The sequence below is a fragment of the Ferriphaselus sp. R-1 genome, assembly GCF_000746095.1.
Lineage (GTDB): Bacteria > Pseudomonadota > Gammaproteobacteria > Burkholderiales > Gallionellaceae > Ferriphaselus.
Map to the genome: position 1 here is coordinate 202,951 of NZ_JQKP01000002.1, position 13,344 is coordinate 216,294.

Consider the following 13,344-nt stretch of genomic DNA (forward strand, 5'->3'; position numbering starts at 1 on the left):
CGTGACGGATTACTCGTGGTAGTCCATGGCCTGGTAGCCGTGCTTCTTGACCAGTTCGTCGCGTTCGGCGGCCTTGAGGTCTTCGCGTACCATTTCGGTCACCAGCTCCTTGAAGGTGGTGCCGGGGACCCAGCCGAGCTTTTCTTTGGCTTTGGTGGCATCGCCCAGCAGGGTTTCGACTTCAGCAGGGCGGAAGTAGCGGGGGTCAACGGCAACGATGGTCTTGCCGGTGGCGAGGTTGATGCCTTTTTCGTCTACACCGGTGCCTTCCCAGCGGATCTTGATGCCGAGCTCTTCGGCGGCAGCGTCAATGAATTCACGCACGCTGTATTGCACGCCGGTGGCAATGACGAAGTCTTCCGGTTGCTCTTGTTGCAGCATCAGCCATTGCATTTCGACGTAGTCGCGGGCGTGGCCCCAGTCGCGCTTGGAATCGAGGTTGCCCATGAACAGGCAGTCTTGCAGGCCGAGCTTGATGCGAGCAAGGGCGCGGGTGACTTTGCGGGTGACGAAGGTTTCGCCGCGCAGGGGGGATTCGTGATTGAACAAGATGCCGTTGCAGGCGTAGATGCCGTAGGATTCGCGGTAGTTGACGGTGATCCAGTAGGCGTAGAGCTTGGCCACGGCATACGGGCTGCGCGGGTAGAACGGGGTGGTCTCTTTCTGCGGGATCTCTTGCACCAGCCCATACAACTCGGAGGTGGAGGCCTGGTAGAAGCGGGTCTTCTTTTCCAACCCGAGGATGCGGATAGCTTCGAGGATGCGCAAAGCGCCCAAGGCATCGGAGTTGGCGGTGTATTCAGGTTCTTCGAACGAGACAGCAACGTGGCTCTGGGCGGCGAGGTTGTAGATCTCGTCCGGCTGGACTTGCTGGATGATGCGAATCAGGCTGGTGGAGTCGGTCAAGTCGCCGTGATGCAAGACAAAACGGCGGTTCTTCTCGTGCGGGTCCTGGTACAAGTGGTCGATGCGGTCGGTGTTGAACAGCGACGAGCGGCGCTTGATGCCGTGCACGATGTAGCCCTTCTCCAACAACAATTCCGCCAAGTAGGCGCCGTCTTGGCCGGTCACGCCGGTGATTAGTGCGATCTTTTTCAAGTGAGTCCTTAAGTGTGAATTTAAATTTCCAGCCTGCCTGAACAGACAGCGCAGGTCAGAACGCGAACCGTTCCGGCTGTACCGCGTTCTGCAACGGGGCGACGCAGGTTTCGAACAGGGTGGCGCTTTCATATACGCCCGGGCCTACGCAGGTGATGAGCTTGGCTTGCATCAGCGGCGCGTCACCGACGATGGCGAACAAGCGGCCACCGATGTTGAGCGCGTTCTGGAAGGCTTCGGGCAACACGGGAACCGAGCCTGTCAGCACGATGGCATCGTAGCTGCCGCTCCAGCCGTTGGCGGCATCGCCGACTTCCAGCTTCACGTTCTCGACATGGTGCGCCGCCAGCGTCCGCGCAGCATTCGCGCTCAGCTCGGCATCGATCTCGACACTGGTGACGTGATTGGCCAGACTTGCCAGCAAGGCTGTCAGGTAGCCGCTGCCGGTGCCGATCTCCAGCACGCGATCCGAACTCCTCAGGCGCAGATCCTGCGCTGCACGCGCTTCCAGCTTGGGCTGCCACATGGTGACACCGTGCCCCAGAGGAATCTCCATATCCATGAAAGCCAATGCCTGTTTGTCGGCGGGAACGAAACGCTCACGGCGCAGTTTCTTCAACAGGTCGAGCACCCGACCATCCAGCACATCCCACGGACGAATTTGTTGTTCCACCATGTTGAAACGAGCGAGTTCCATATTGTTCATCCCCTGTCCCTGTAGCGTTGGTATGTATCGAGCGGCGCAGTATAGCAAGCGCGGCCAGCCCGCTCAATCGGGTATTGCCCGATAGGCTTGCTTTTGCTGCGACTTTCCAGTAACTTGCGCCGCTCGCGTGGGGGTCTTCGCCGGGTTCGGCGAAGTGAGAAACACCCTTTGAACCTGTACGGATAATGCCGTCGTAGGGAAGCGCCAGCCGCCGCTGATGCCCCTGCGTTTTTTGGAGCATCACAATGAACGCCACTCCCAAATTCCTGGCCGAAGCCGCCCATGTCGACGAGGCCGCCATCAAGCCGCTGCCGAACTCGCGCAAGATCTACGTTGAAGGCAGCCGCCCCGACATCCGCGTGCCGATGCGCGAGATCACGCTGACCGACACCCACACCAGCAACGGCATCGAAAAGAACGCGCCCATCTACGTGTACGACTGCTCCGGCCCTTATACCGATCCGGCGGTCAAGATCGATATCCGTTCCGGTCTGGACGAGATGCGCGCAGGTTGGATCGCCGAGCGCGGCGACACCGAAGCTCTGCCGCGCTTGTCTTCCGACTACGGCCAAAAACGTTTGAACGATCCGGCGCTCGCCGACATGCGCTTCAACCTCAAGCACACGCCGCGCCGTGCGAAAGCGGGCGCTAACGTCACTCAGATGCACTACGCCCGCAAAGGCATCATCACGCCGGAGATGGAATACATCGCCATCCGCGAGAACCAGAAGATCGACGGGCTTTCCGGGATGATGCTGCAACAGCACGCGGGAGAGAACTTCGGCAAGGCGATGCCGAAAAAAATCACGCCGGAATTCGTGCGCGATGAAGTCGCCGCAGGCCGTGCCGTCATCACCGCCAACATCAACCACCCCGAAGTCGAGCCGATGATCATTGGCCGCAACTTCCTGGTGAAGATCAACGCCAACATCGGCAACTCCGCGCTCGGTTCCAGCATTCAGGAAGAAGTCGAGAAGATGACCTGGGCCATCCGCTGGGGCGGTGACACGGTGATGGATTTGAGCACTGGCAAGAACATCCACGAGACGCGCGAGTGGATCATTCGCAACTCGCCCGTGCCCATCGGCACCGTGCCCATCTATCAGGCGCTGGAAAAAGTGAACGGCAAGGCCGAAGACCTGACCTGGGAAATTTTCAAGGACACGCTGATCGAGCAGGCCGAACAGGGCGTGGACTACTTCACCATCCACGCCGGCGTGCTGCTGCGTTACATCCCCATGACCGCCAAGCGCATGACCGGCATCGTCTCGCGCGGCGGCTCCATCATGGCCAAGTGGTGCCTCGCCCACCACAAGGAGAACTTCCTCTACACGCACTTCGAAGAGATCTGCGAAATCATGAAGGCCTACGACGTCACCTTCTCGCTCGGCGACGGCCTGCGCCCCGGCTCGGTGTATGACGCCAACGACGAAGCGCAACTCGGCGAACTCAAGACGCTGGGCGAACTGACGCAGATCGCGTGGAAGCACGACGTGCAAGTGATGATCGAAGGCCCCGGCCATGTGCCCATGCACATGATCAAGGAGAACATGGACCTGCAACTGAAGTGGTGCCACGAAGCGCCGTTCTACACCCTCGGCCCGCTCACGCAGGACATCGCCCCCGGCTACGACCACATCACCAGCGCCATCGGCGCGGCGATGATCGGCTGGTTCGGCACCGCCATGCTCTGCTACGTCACGCCCAAGGAACACCTCGGCCTGCCCAACAAGGCCGACGTGAAGGAAGGCATCATCACCTACAAGATCGCCGCCCACGCCGCCGACCTCGCCAAGGGCCACCCCGGCGCGCAGATCCGCGACAACGCCATGAGCAAGGCGCGCTTCGAATTCCGCTGGGAAGACCAGTTCAACATCGGCCTCGACCCCGACCGCGCGCGCGAATTCCACGACGAAACCCTGCCCAAGGAATCCGCCAAAGTCGCCCACTTCTGCTCCATGTGCGGCCCGCAGTTCTGCTCGATGAAAATCAGTCAGGACGTGCGCGACTTTGCGGCGAAGGAAGGACTATCCGAACAAGCCGCGCTGGAAAAAGGGATGGAAGTGAAGTCAGTGGAGTTTGTGAAGCAGGGGGCAGAGGTTTATCACAAGGCGTGAGGATTCGCCGGTGGCGATGCCTCCCCCTTACCGCCAGAAGCACGTTTCGAAATTTGGGGACAACGAATAATCCCATTTGCTCACGGCTTGGAAAATCTTAAGCAGATGGGATAGCTCCCCAAATATTGGCATCGATTTTCTATCTTCGTCAGTTGCCGTTCGAATCGCAACAAATTCGTGTAATGCATGATCGTCGTCGGTGGGGCCTCCCGATAATTCCCACAATTCTTTGTATACAGGTGGGATGCCTACTTGCTCTGCAACGAAATACTCTCCGGACTCCAAACATTCTTTCAGTGCATTTGTGTCTTCATGTGTAGGCTCTCCCGATAGGAGAAGTGAGCCCCACGCTTTGTAGTTCGAGCCATCGCGGTACATATACTCAAATACGCAACATGTGATATCGCTGGTCGGCATGCTAGTTATCTCCTGCTATCCACAAAAAGCTCGTTCCGATGCCACGCTATAAATTCCCTTTGTGGTGCAAAGCGTTCGGGCAACTCTATTGCTCTTCCCTCCAGCGGAAGGAGGACCTCGACTACAAATTTTTCTTTGTTCTGCTTTAATTCCTCCGAAACGACGACTCTCATGTCATCGGAAAGAGAAATAAGTCCCTTATCAAATGCACGATCATGAATAGCCGATAAACAAAGGCCATTGCTTGGATTCAGGCGATTCGCCTTATCTTGCTCCAAGGCACGATATGGCTGGCAACCAGCAAGCGAGACTCTGACAAACCAGACATGCAACAGCGACCTCGATAGCTGCTCAATACAGCGCGACGGAAAAAACTCTGCTTGATGCGTTGCTCTGTAACGACCTTGCGAGTTTCCCCTGTGAAATCTTCTGGAACAAGCTGCTCGTCTGATTCGTCCGCTGGCTGCGCGTTAGCATCTAGCTTTATTCTGAGCATTTCGCTCTCAACTGCCAGCGCCTCCCAATCAGCATGAAATTCGCCCCATATCTCTCGGTCAAGATTCGACGCACCCTCAAGCCCTTTTCTACCCGTACTCGTGATAGCAGGATCAAGACTGGCGAAATTGCTCAGCTTCATCGCCACAGCTCCGGGTGTCCGCCCGATCAAGCCTGCAAGTTTGATAACTTCTGGAGTGCGCATATCCAGTTTGCCGAACGGCAGTTGGCAATACAGATGGAATGCGAGCTTGAGTTGTTCCTTCGTCCAGCGGTTTGTAGCCATGTTGTCCTCCGGCGATTCGACCGATATATGGCAGCGACTAAATACCAAGTGTTGACTGTTAGTTTATCCTGGTATCCATATCCAGATATTAAACTATCGCTCCGCTTATTCTCTTGCACACCATGAACTGCCGCCCCTCCTGCGCCGCTTGCTGCATCGCCCCCTCCATCACCTCGCCCCTGCCCGGCATGCCGAATGGCAAACCCGCCGGGGTGCCGTGTGTGCAGTTGGATGAGGCGCTGCGTTGCAAGGTGTTCGGCCAGCCGGAGCGACCGGCCTTTTGCGGTGGGTTGTTGCCTGCGGCGGAGATGTGCGGGGATACCCGGGAACATGCGCTGGTTTGGCTGGCGCGGCTGGAGCAGGTGACTCGCCCCTAGCGGCGAGGCCGTCCGATCACCGCAAGCGGTAGCACTTTCTTTGCAGCAGGAATGCGCGGCTTGATAACATGGGGGCAGGAGGATTCATGCGCATTCCAGCGAAGTACGCCAATGTTCTGTTTGGCGGTATGTTGTCGGCCATCATGGTGACGGTGATCTCGGGTACGGTGTTGTTGAAGAATCAGGGCTATACGCCTGAGTTTTTCCGGCATTGGTTTCAGGGATTCATCACGGCATGGCCGATCGCTTTCCCCACTGTGCTGGTGGTGGCACCGCGTGTGCGCAAGTGGGTGGCGCGCTTGACGGAACCCTCCGCCGGTTAGTCGCCAAGAGTCGCCATGCATAGATACCGCACTCACACCCTCCCCGACGTTTCTGCCGATTGCCCCTGCGTGGGGCATTGCACCACGGCGCTGGGGGATGATGTCTGCCGCAGTTGCCTGCGCACGTTCGAGGAGATCACGCGCTGGCCGGAGTTGAGCGAGGATGAGCGGCGGGCGATCAATCGCCGCATCGCAGCCCGACCCAGTCGCCCCGACCATTAGCTCTCTGCGCCCCGAGCGGGGCCAAGGAAGTGAAGTTGATGCGTCACCCGCCATGCGGGAGCGACCCAGCCCAGCGGATCTGCCCTCTCAAATCACCCGGAACGGGTGACTCGACTCAGTGATGATGGTGGTGCTCGTGCCCTTCGGTGGTCGCCGTCAGTGGTTTGATGTCGGCACTGGCCTCGACCTGTTCACGATGCTTGTCGGCGAACTCCACGGTCAGCGTGAAAGCCACGCTGTCGCCCGCCTTGAGCGGCTGCTTCAGGCCCATCAGCATCAGGTGATAGCCCTCGGTGGCAAGATCCAGCGGCTTGTTGGCGGGCAGCGGCAGCGCTTTGACGGCGTGCATCATCATCATGCCGTTCATCTGCATCATGCGATGCAGCTCGGAGCTGCCGGCCACCGGGCTGGACACGGCGACCACGCGCGCGTCTTTACCGCTGCTCAGCACGCACTGGATGGAGGCGCTGTCCTGACCCGGTGCCGTGGCCCGCGCCCACGCTCCCGTTACCTTGACCTCTGCCGCAGCGGCAGAGAACGCCGCCAGCAAGCCGACCACACCCACCAGAATCAATCTTTTCATGTCACCTCTCCTCAAGCCAAAATCTCCCGCGCGCATTCTAAACGGAAAGGCCGCCCGCTTACTGCGACAATTCGTCGCACCCTCCGCTCGGCCCGATTGCGTAGAATGCCTCCCATGAATCTTTCCCTGCTCGCCGACTCCACCGGCCACAGCCACCTCAGACGACTGGTCGTCCTGCGCAGCATCGCAGTGCTGGCGCAGATTGCCACGCTGGCGCTAACCTACCGCTTCCTGGACATGGCGCTGCCCTGGCTGCCGATGATGGCCACCATCGCCGCGCTGGCCGGGCTGAATCTGCTGAGCTGGTGGCGTTTGCGGGCGACACGCCCGGTATCGAACCCGGAACTGTTCACCCAACTGTGCGCCGACGTACTGGCCCTTTCCGTACTGCTCTATTACGGCGGTGGCTCGACCAACCCCTTCGTTTCGCTATTCCTGTTGCCGCTGGTGATCGCGGCGGCAACCCTGCCCGGTCGTTTCACCTGGCTGATGGCCGGTGTGACCACCGCCTGTTACACCTTGCTGATGAAGTTCTACGTACCGCTACCGATGCGGCACGATGCCATGGACCACAGCATGATGGGCCATGACATGGTGGGGATGGAAGATATGGCCGGCCACGACATGGCCATGATGGACATGCCCACGACCCCCGACACTGCCTTCAACATGCACGTGTTCGGCATGTGGCTCGGCTTCGTCATCAGCGCGGCGGTGGTCGCCTATTTCGTGGTACGCATGGCCCAGGCGGTACGCGAACGCGACGAAGCGCTGGCGCGTATCCGCGAGGAGACCTTGCGCAATGAGCGGGTGGTGGCGCTGGGCTTGCAGGCCGCCAGTGCCGCACACGAACTGGGCACGCCGCTCTCCACTCTGGCCGTGGTCATCGGCGAGCTGCAACACGAGGCCGCTGCCCTGCCCGAATGGCGCGCAGACCTCGCCCTGCTGGACGGCCAGGTGCGTAACTGCCGCCGCATCCTCGACAAGATGCTGGCCAGCGCTCAGGACACCGCCAGCGGCACCACGCGCACCGAGCCGATCGACCGCTTCCTGCTCGAAACGCTGGACGAATGGCAGCTGCTGCGGCCCACCGTGCAATGCAGTTACACGCCGACCACCACGGGCGGCACGCCGCAGCTCGATTTCGATCCCGCGCTACGCGCCGCCCTGCTCAACCTGCTCAACAACGCTGCCGACGCATCGCCGGAAAGGATCGCCGTCCAAGCGCGCTGGAACGCACAGCAACTGGTGCTGGAGATCCTCGATTATGGTTCCGGGCTGACCCCCGAGGCCGCCACGCGCGCCGGTTCCGCCTTTTTCACCACCAAGCAGGAAGGGCGCGGCCTCGGCCTGTTCCTGGCCAACACCAGCATCGAGCGCTTGGGCGGCAAAGTACGCCTGTTCAACCGCACCGAGGGCGGTGCCACCACCGAAGTGACCTTGCCTCTGGGAGCCTCCGCATGAGCACGACACCGTCCGAACAGCCCTCGCTGCTGCTGGTGGATGACGATGCCACGTTCTGTGCCGTCCTCGCCAAAGCCCTGCTGAAACGCGGCTTCGCCGTCACCAGCGCCAACAGCGTCGAGCAGGCTCTGCCGCTGGCTGCAGCCAATCCGCCCGAGTTCGCCGTGGTTGATCTCAAGATGGACGGAGCCTCCGGGCTGGTGCTGGTCAAGGCGCTGCACGAGCTCGACCCGGCCACCCGCATCGTCATGCTCACCGGCTATGCCAGCATCGCTACGGCGGTGGAGGCGATCAAGCTGGGCGCGACCCAATATCTGACCAAACCCGCCAACGCCGATGAGATCATCGAGGCCTTCGGCCATGCCGCCAGTGCCGACATCGAGCCCAACGTCCAGCCGACCTCGGTCGACCGTCTGGAATGGGAGCATATCCAGCGCGTGCTGCAGGACCACGACGGCAACGTCTCCGCCACTGCCCGCGCGCTCAACATGCACCGCCGCACCCTGCAGCGCAAACTAACCAAGCGCCCTATTCTCGATAACTGAGGCCGTGCGTCGGTACTCAGCAGAAATTCGCCGTCTCTGCCGCGATGCTATAATCCGCGCCTGTTTTTAAGGTAAGCGCCATGTCCGTCCCCGTTCTCGACTTCAAATCCCATCTTTCCGAGCTGTTCGCGCAGGCACGAGCCGTCGTCGCACCCGAACTGGCCGATGCCCCCATCGTGATCGAGCGCCCCAAGCAGGCAGCCCACGGTGACTACGCCTGCAATCTGGCCATGCAACTGGCCAAACCGCTGCGCAAAGCGCCGCGCGACATCGCCAATGCGTTGATCGCCGCCTTGCCGCAGACCGATTTCATCGACAAGGTGGAGATCGCCGGAGCCGGGTTCATCAACGTGTTCATCGCCCCCGCCGCCAAGCGCCGCGTGGTGGCGGGCGTGTTGCAAGCGGGCGCCGGCTACGGCCATGTTCATGTCGGCCAGGGCCGCAAGATCCAGGTCGAGTTCGTCTCCGCCAACCCGACCGGCCCGCTGCACATCGGCCACGGACGCGGCGCTGCCGTGGGGGATTCGCTGTGCCGTCTGCTGCACGCAGCGGGCTGGAACGTGACGCGCGAGTTCTATTACAACGATGCCGGACAGCAGATCGACAACCTGACCCGCTCGGTACAGCTACGCTGCCGTGGCCTCACGCCGGACAGCCCGGAGTGGCCGGAAGACGGCTATCGCGGCGACTACATCGTGGACGTGGCCAACGCCTTCATGGCCAAGGAGTCCGTGGTCTCCGACGACCAGCAGTTCACCGGCACCGGCAACGCAGACGATGCCGAAGCCATCCGCCACTTCGCCGTGGCCTATCTGCGCCGCGAGCAGGACCTCGACCTGCGCGCCTTCGGTGTCGAGTTCGACGTGTTCTCGCTGGAGTCCGCGCTGTACACCGAGGGCAAGGTGGATGCCGCCGTGACCCAGCTCATCGCCAGCGGCCATACCTACGAGCAGGACGGCGCGCTGTGGTTGCGCACCACTGATTTCGGCGACGACAAGGATCGCGTGATGCGCAAGCGCGAGGGCGGCTACACCTATTTCGTGCCGGACGTGGCTTACCATCTGGACAAGTGGGGGCGCGGCTTCGAGCGCGTCATCAACGAACAGGGCGCGGACCACCATTCCACCATCACCCGCGTGCGCGCCGGCTTGCAGGCGCTCAACGTCGGCATCCCCAAAGGCTGGCCGGAATATGTGCTGCACCAGATGGTCACGGTGCTGAAGAATGGCGCGGAGGTGAAGATCTCCAAGCGCGCCGGCAGCTATGTCACCCTGCGCGACCTGATCGACGAGGTGGGTTGCGATGCCACGCGCTACTTCCTCGCCGCGCGCTCGCCGGATTCGCAGTTGGTGTTCGACATCGACCTGGCCAAGGCGCAGAGCAACGACAACCCGGTGTACTACATCCAGTACGCCCACGCGCGCATCTTCAGCGTGTTGTCACAGTGGGGCGGCGAACACCGGACGCTGCTCGGTGCCGATCTGTCCAGCCTGGACAGCGACTACGAGACGGTGCTGCTGCAGAAGCTGATCGACTTTCCGCAGGCCGTGGAGAGCGCCGCACACGACCTCGCGCCGCACCAGATCGCCGTCTACCTCAAGGATTTGGCAGCCGATTTCCACAGCTACTATAATGCCTCGCGTTTTCTGGTCGAGGACGAGGCGGTCAAGCTGGCGCGGCTGGCACTGATCGCGGCCACGGCACAGGTGATGAAGAACGGTCTGGCGCTATTGGGCGTCAGCGCACCGGAATCAATGTAAGGAAAGGGCGGCATGAGCAAGAACATGGTTGGACGCGCACCCGCGCCAAAGAAACCTTCCGGCAAGGGCGGCGGGCTGTTCGTCGGCATCTTGCTGGGCATGGTGTTCGGCCTGGTGGTCGCTGGTGGTGTCGCCTGGTATCTGATGAAGCTGCCCAGCCCGTTCACCAAAGTCGAGCAACAGCCCGACTCCCCGGTGGTGGACAAGCCGCTGGTGCAGGAGCCGCCCCGCATCAACCCCGCTCCCGCCGCCCCGGCCTCCAGCCCGGAAGAGAGCAAGCCACGGTTCGAGTTCTACAAGGTGCTGACCGACAAGAAGGATGCGAGCGTGCCGATGCCGCAGGCTCCCGCCAAGATCGAAGACCGCTCCTTCAAGCCCGACACGGCGACTGAGGCCACGGACAACACCAGCTATTTCCTGCAGACCGGCTCCTACAGCTCCGAGGCCGATGCCGAGAACGAAAAGGCAAGGCTGGCGATGCAAGGCATGCTGGCCAATGTACAAAGCGTGTTCGTGCCGGAGAAAGGGCAGCGTTACCGCGTACGTCTGGGGCCCTACAAAGGTGCTGCCGAGATGAACAAAGTCCGCACCGCACTGAAACAAATCGGGGTGGAAGCCACTCCAATGCGCGCCAAGTAAGCAATAGGAGAACACATGAAACTTGCATTCAGAAACCTGCTGGCCATCGCCCTGATTACCGTCGCGGGCTATGCCCAGGCCGCCGTTCTCGGCAAGGACTACACCCTCATCGAGCCTGCCCAGCCCACGGCAACCAATGGCAAGATCGAGGTGCTGGAGTTCTTCGCCTATCCCTGCCCGCATTGTCACCATCTGGTCCCCGAACTCAGCGCCTGGGCGAAGAACATGCCCAAGGATGTCGCGCTGACCTACGTACCGGTGGTGTTCCGTGACTCCTGGGAACCGATGGCTTACACCTTCTATGCACTGGATACGCTGGGCCAGCTGCCCAAGCTGCACGATGCCCTGTTCGATGCCTGGAACGTGTCGCATACCGAGTTGACCTCGATCGGGCAGATCTCCAACTTCGTTGCCCAGCGCGGCGTGGACAAGCAGAAATTCACCGATGCCTATCGCTCGTTCTCGGTTCAGTCCAAGGTCACCCGCAGCAAGCAGATGGTGCTGTCCTATCGCATCCAGGGCACGCCCACTCTGGTCGTGGATGGTCGCTATGCCATCACCGGCCTGCAACCTGCCGACATGATCCGCGTGCTGCGCGAACTGACCGACCAGGTGCGCAAGGAGCGCGCAAGCAAGAAGCGCTGATGCAGCTACGCGTCATCGTTAGCGGTGCCTCCAGCGGCCTGGGTCTGGCGCTGGCGCGCCATTATCTGGAGCAGGGTGCGGTCGTCGGCGTTTACGCCCGCCGCGCCGAATTGCTGCAAACCCTCGCCCAGGCCTTTCCCGGACAGGTACACATCTACCCGCTGGACGTGCGTGATGCTGAAGCCCAGCAAGCCGCCGCCCGGGATTTCCTCACCCGCGTCGGCACGCCCGACATCGTCATCGCCAACGCCGGGGTCAGCACCGGCACACTGACTCGCTACGCCGAAGACAACGATGTATTCCAGCATGTGCTGGACATCAACGTGATGGGCGCGGTGAAGACCTTCCAACCTTTCGTGGCGGCCATGCGCGAGGCTGGGCGCGGGCGGCTGGTCGGCATCGCCAGCGTGGCGGGCTTCCGTGGGCTGCCCGGCTCCGGTGCGTATTCGGCCTCCAAGGCAGCGTTCATCTCGTATCTGGAATCGCTGCGGCTGGAGATGCACGGCAGCGGGGTAAAGGTCGTCACCGTCTGCCCCGGTTACATCCGCACGCCGATGACCGACATCAACCCCTATCCCATGCCCTTCATGCTGGAGCCGGACGAGGCGGCACGACGCATCGCCCGCGTCATCTCGCGCGGCAGCTCGTTCAAGGTGGTGCCTTGGCAGATGGCGCTGGTCGGACGCTTGCTGAGGCTACTGCCAGACTGGCTCTACGACCGGCTGTTCGCCAAGGCCAAACACAAGCCGCGCGCCTTCAAGGATTGAAGTCCGGACGCACGCGCAGGAAGCGGGCGAAACGCGGAATGCCGGTCTTTTCGTTAACCCCGTTGTAGCGATAGGTGACCCAACTGCCCAGCGCGGGTGGATCGCGGCGTTCCGTGTCGCTCAGACCGGCACCCAGCCTGAAACGCAGTCCCTGCGGTGTTTCGACCTCCAGCGCGCCGGTCATCCCGGCATATTTCCCCTTGCCCGGCAGGTATCCAATCACACGCGCCTCGGCATCCTCGTACAGCTTGAGTTTGAGCAGGTCGTCGTTGCGCTCGGCGCGATAGCGCGAGCCGCTGCGATGCAACACCAGCCCTTCGCCACCCTGCTGGACGACGCGTTGCAACCGGGCGCGCAGCGCGACGGGGTCGGCCACGCGGGATTGCTCGACATGCACGACCCAGGGCTGATGGAGGTCGTTGACGATCTGGGCAAGGGCGCGGTCGCGCTCGGCAAAGGTGCCGGGATGGGTAGGCAAGTCGAACACCATGAAACGCATGCGTCGCCAGCCCGTCTCGTCGGGTTGTTGCTGGCGCACGGTGGAAACGGCGGCGGCGAAGCGGCCACGACCGACCCACAGTTCGCCGTCCAGCGGCACCTTCGGCCAGCCCGCCGTGAACCAATCGGGTGCATGGACGGCCTCGCCGCCCCGAGTAAGCAGGCGCTCACCGTCCCAATAGCCCCGCACGCCGTCGTATTTCTCGCTGACCAGATACTCGGCAAGGTCGATGTCGGCGTGGTACACATTGGCCAGCATCAGCGGCGGCGGTTCGGCGGCGCACAGGAAGGGGGCCAGCAGGGCGAGCGCGAACAGAACAGGAGCAAGAAAACGGTTCATGCACCTCCCTGTGGTCGGAAAATCCGTTCGCCCCTCGACTGACTCAGGGCGAACGGAGGGGT

At 61.6% G+C, this 13,344-nt stretch carries 16 protein-coding genes and 1 riboswitch; of the genes, 10 read left to right on the forward strand and 6 right to left on the reverse strand.

The genetic code is table 11. From position 1 onward, the window contains the following. Positions 1–9: 9 nt before the first annotated feature. Positions 10–1,098, reverse strand: coding sequence for a GDP-mannose 4,6-dehydratase (gmd, locus tag DM08_RS03365; protein ID WP_035383209.1), 1,089 nt, complete (start codon positions 1,096–1,098; stop codon positions 10–12). A gap of 55 nt (positions 1,099–1,153) precedes the next feature. Continuing rightward, a complete protein-coding gene (locus DM08_RS03370) occupies positions 1,154–1,804 on the reverse strand; it encodes a protein-L-isoaspartate O-methyltransferase family protein (protein WP_035383210.1) in 651 nt (216 codons plus the stop codon). A gap of 119 nt (positions 1,805–1,923) precedes the next feature. Further along, positions 1,924–2,022: riboswitch (TPP riboswitch) on the forward strand. Between the two features lie 27 nt (positions 2,023–2,049). Between DM08_RS03370 and thiC the strand changes: the two genes are divergently transcribed. Next, positions 2,050–3,921 (forward strand): phosphomethylpyrimidine synthase ThiC, encoded by a 1,872-nt coding sequence (gene thiC, locus DM08_RS03375; protein WP_035383211.1) that lies wholly within the window; start codon positions 2,050–2,052, stop codon positions 3,919–3,921. 422 nt (positions 3,922–4,343) lie between these two features. Here thiC and DM08_RS13325 read toward each other — a convergent pair whose 3' ends face one another. Both DM08_RS13325 and DM08_RS12990 read right to left on the reverse strand, forming a co-directional pair. Beyond that, a complete protein-coding gene (locus DM08_RS13325; protein ID WP_161780257.1) occupies positions 4,344–4,670 on the reverse strand; it encodes an HNH endonuclease in 327 nt (108 codons plus the stop codon). Beyond that, on the reverse strand, positions 4,589–5,119 hold the full coding sequence (locus DM08_RS12990) for an HNH endonuclease (protein ID WP_161780258.1): 531 nt from the start codon (positions 5,117–5,119) through the stop codon (positions 4,589–4,591). The genes DM08_RS13325 and DM08_RS12990 overlap by 82 nt, the downstream gene beginning before the upstream one ends. Positions 5,120–5,241: 122 nt before the next feature. On the opposite strand from DM08_RS12990, the gene DM08_RS03390 reads away from it, so the two are divergent. From DM08_RS03390 to DM08_RS12475, 3 genes are all read left to right on the forward strand, one after another. Next, positions 5,242–5,496 (forward strand): YkgJ family cysteine cluster protein, encoded by a 255-nt coding sequence (locus tag DM08_RS03390; protein ID WP_051937773.1) that lies wholly within the window; start codon positions 5,242–5,244, stop codon positions 5,494–5,496. Positions 5,497–5,582: 86 nt separating this feature from the next. After that, positions 5,583–5,819, forward strand: coding sequence for a DUF2798 domain-containing protein (locus tag DM08_RS03395; protein ID WP_051937774.1), 237 nt, complete (start codon positions 5,583–5,585; stop codon positions 5,817–5,819). Positions 5,820–5,834: 15 nt separating this feature from the next. Next, the gene (locus DM08_RS12475; RefSeq protein ID WP_035383215.1) at positions 5,835–6,041 is read left to right on the forward strand and encodes a DUF1289 domain-containing protein; all 207 of its coding nucleotides are present in this window, start codon (positions 5,835–5,837) and stop codon (positions 6,039–6,041) included. Between the two features lie 115 nt (positions 6,042–6,156). Here DM08_RS12475 and DM08_RS03405 read toward each other — a convergent pair whose 3' ends face one another. Beyond that, on the reverse strand, positions 6,157–6,624 hold the full coding sequence (locus DM08_RS03405; protein WP_035383216.1) for a copper chaperone PCu(A)C: 468 nt from the start codon (positions 6,622–6,624) through the stop codon (positions 6,157–6,159). A gap of 114 nt (positions 6,625–6,738) precedes the next feature. Here DM08_RS03405 and DM08_RS03410 point away from each other — a divergent pair, with 114 nt between their 5' ends. From DM08_RS03410 to DM08_RS03435, 6 genes are all read left to right on the forward strand, one after another. After that, entirely contained in the window at positions 6,739–8,088 is a 1,350-nt protein-coding gene (locus DM08_RS03410) for an ATP-binding protein (protein WP_051937775.1), read from the forward strand. Next, a complete protein-coding gene (locus DM08_RS03415; protein ID WP_035383217.1) occupies positions 8,085–8,633 on the forward strand; it encodes a response regulator transcription factor in 549 nt (182 codons plus the stop codon). The genes DM08_RS03410 and DM08_RS03415 overlap by 4 nt, the downstream gene beginning before the upstream one ends. 80 nt (positions 8,634–8,713) lie before the next feature. Next, a complete protein-coding gene (argS, locus tag DM08_RS03420; RefSeq protein WP_035383218.1) occupies positions 8,714–10,393 on the forward strand; it encodes an arginine--tRNA ligase in 1,680 nt (559 codons plus the stop codon). Between the two features lie 12 nt (positions 10,394–10,405). Continuing rightward, positions 10,406–11,032: an SPOR domain-containing protein gene (locus tag DM08_RS03425; RefSeq protein ID WP_035383219.1), complete on the forward strand. Its 627-nt coding sequence runs from the start codon at positions 10,406–10,408 to the stop codon at positions 11,030–11,032. Positions 11,033–11,047: 15 nt separating this feature from the next. Beyond that, the gene (locus DM08_RS03430) at positions 11,048–11,677 is read left to right on the forward strand and encodes a thiol:disulfide interchange protein DsbA/DsbL (RefSeq protein WP_035383220.1); all 630 of its coding nucleotides are present in this window, start codon (positions 11,048–11,050) and stop codon (positions 11,675–11,677) included. Beyond that, positions 11,677–12,444, forward strand: coding sequence for an SDR family oxidoreductase (locus DM08_RS03435; protein ID WP_035383221.1), 768 nt, complete (start codon positions 11,677–11,679; stop codon positions 12,442–12,444). The genes DM08_RS03430 and DM08_RS03435 overlap by 1 nt, the downstream gene beginning before the upstream one ends. Here DM08_RS03435 and DM08_RS03440 read toward each other — a convergent pair. Beyond that, complete coding sequence (locus DM08_RS03440; RefSeq protein WP_035383222.1) at positions 12,434–13,282, reverse strand: DNA ligase; 849 nt, start codon at positions 13,280–13,282, stop codon at positions 12,434–12,436. The two genes, DM08_RS03435 and DM08_RS03440, sit on opposite strands and share 11 nt — an antisense overlap. Positions 13,283–13,344: the final 62 nt, after the last annotated feature.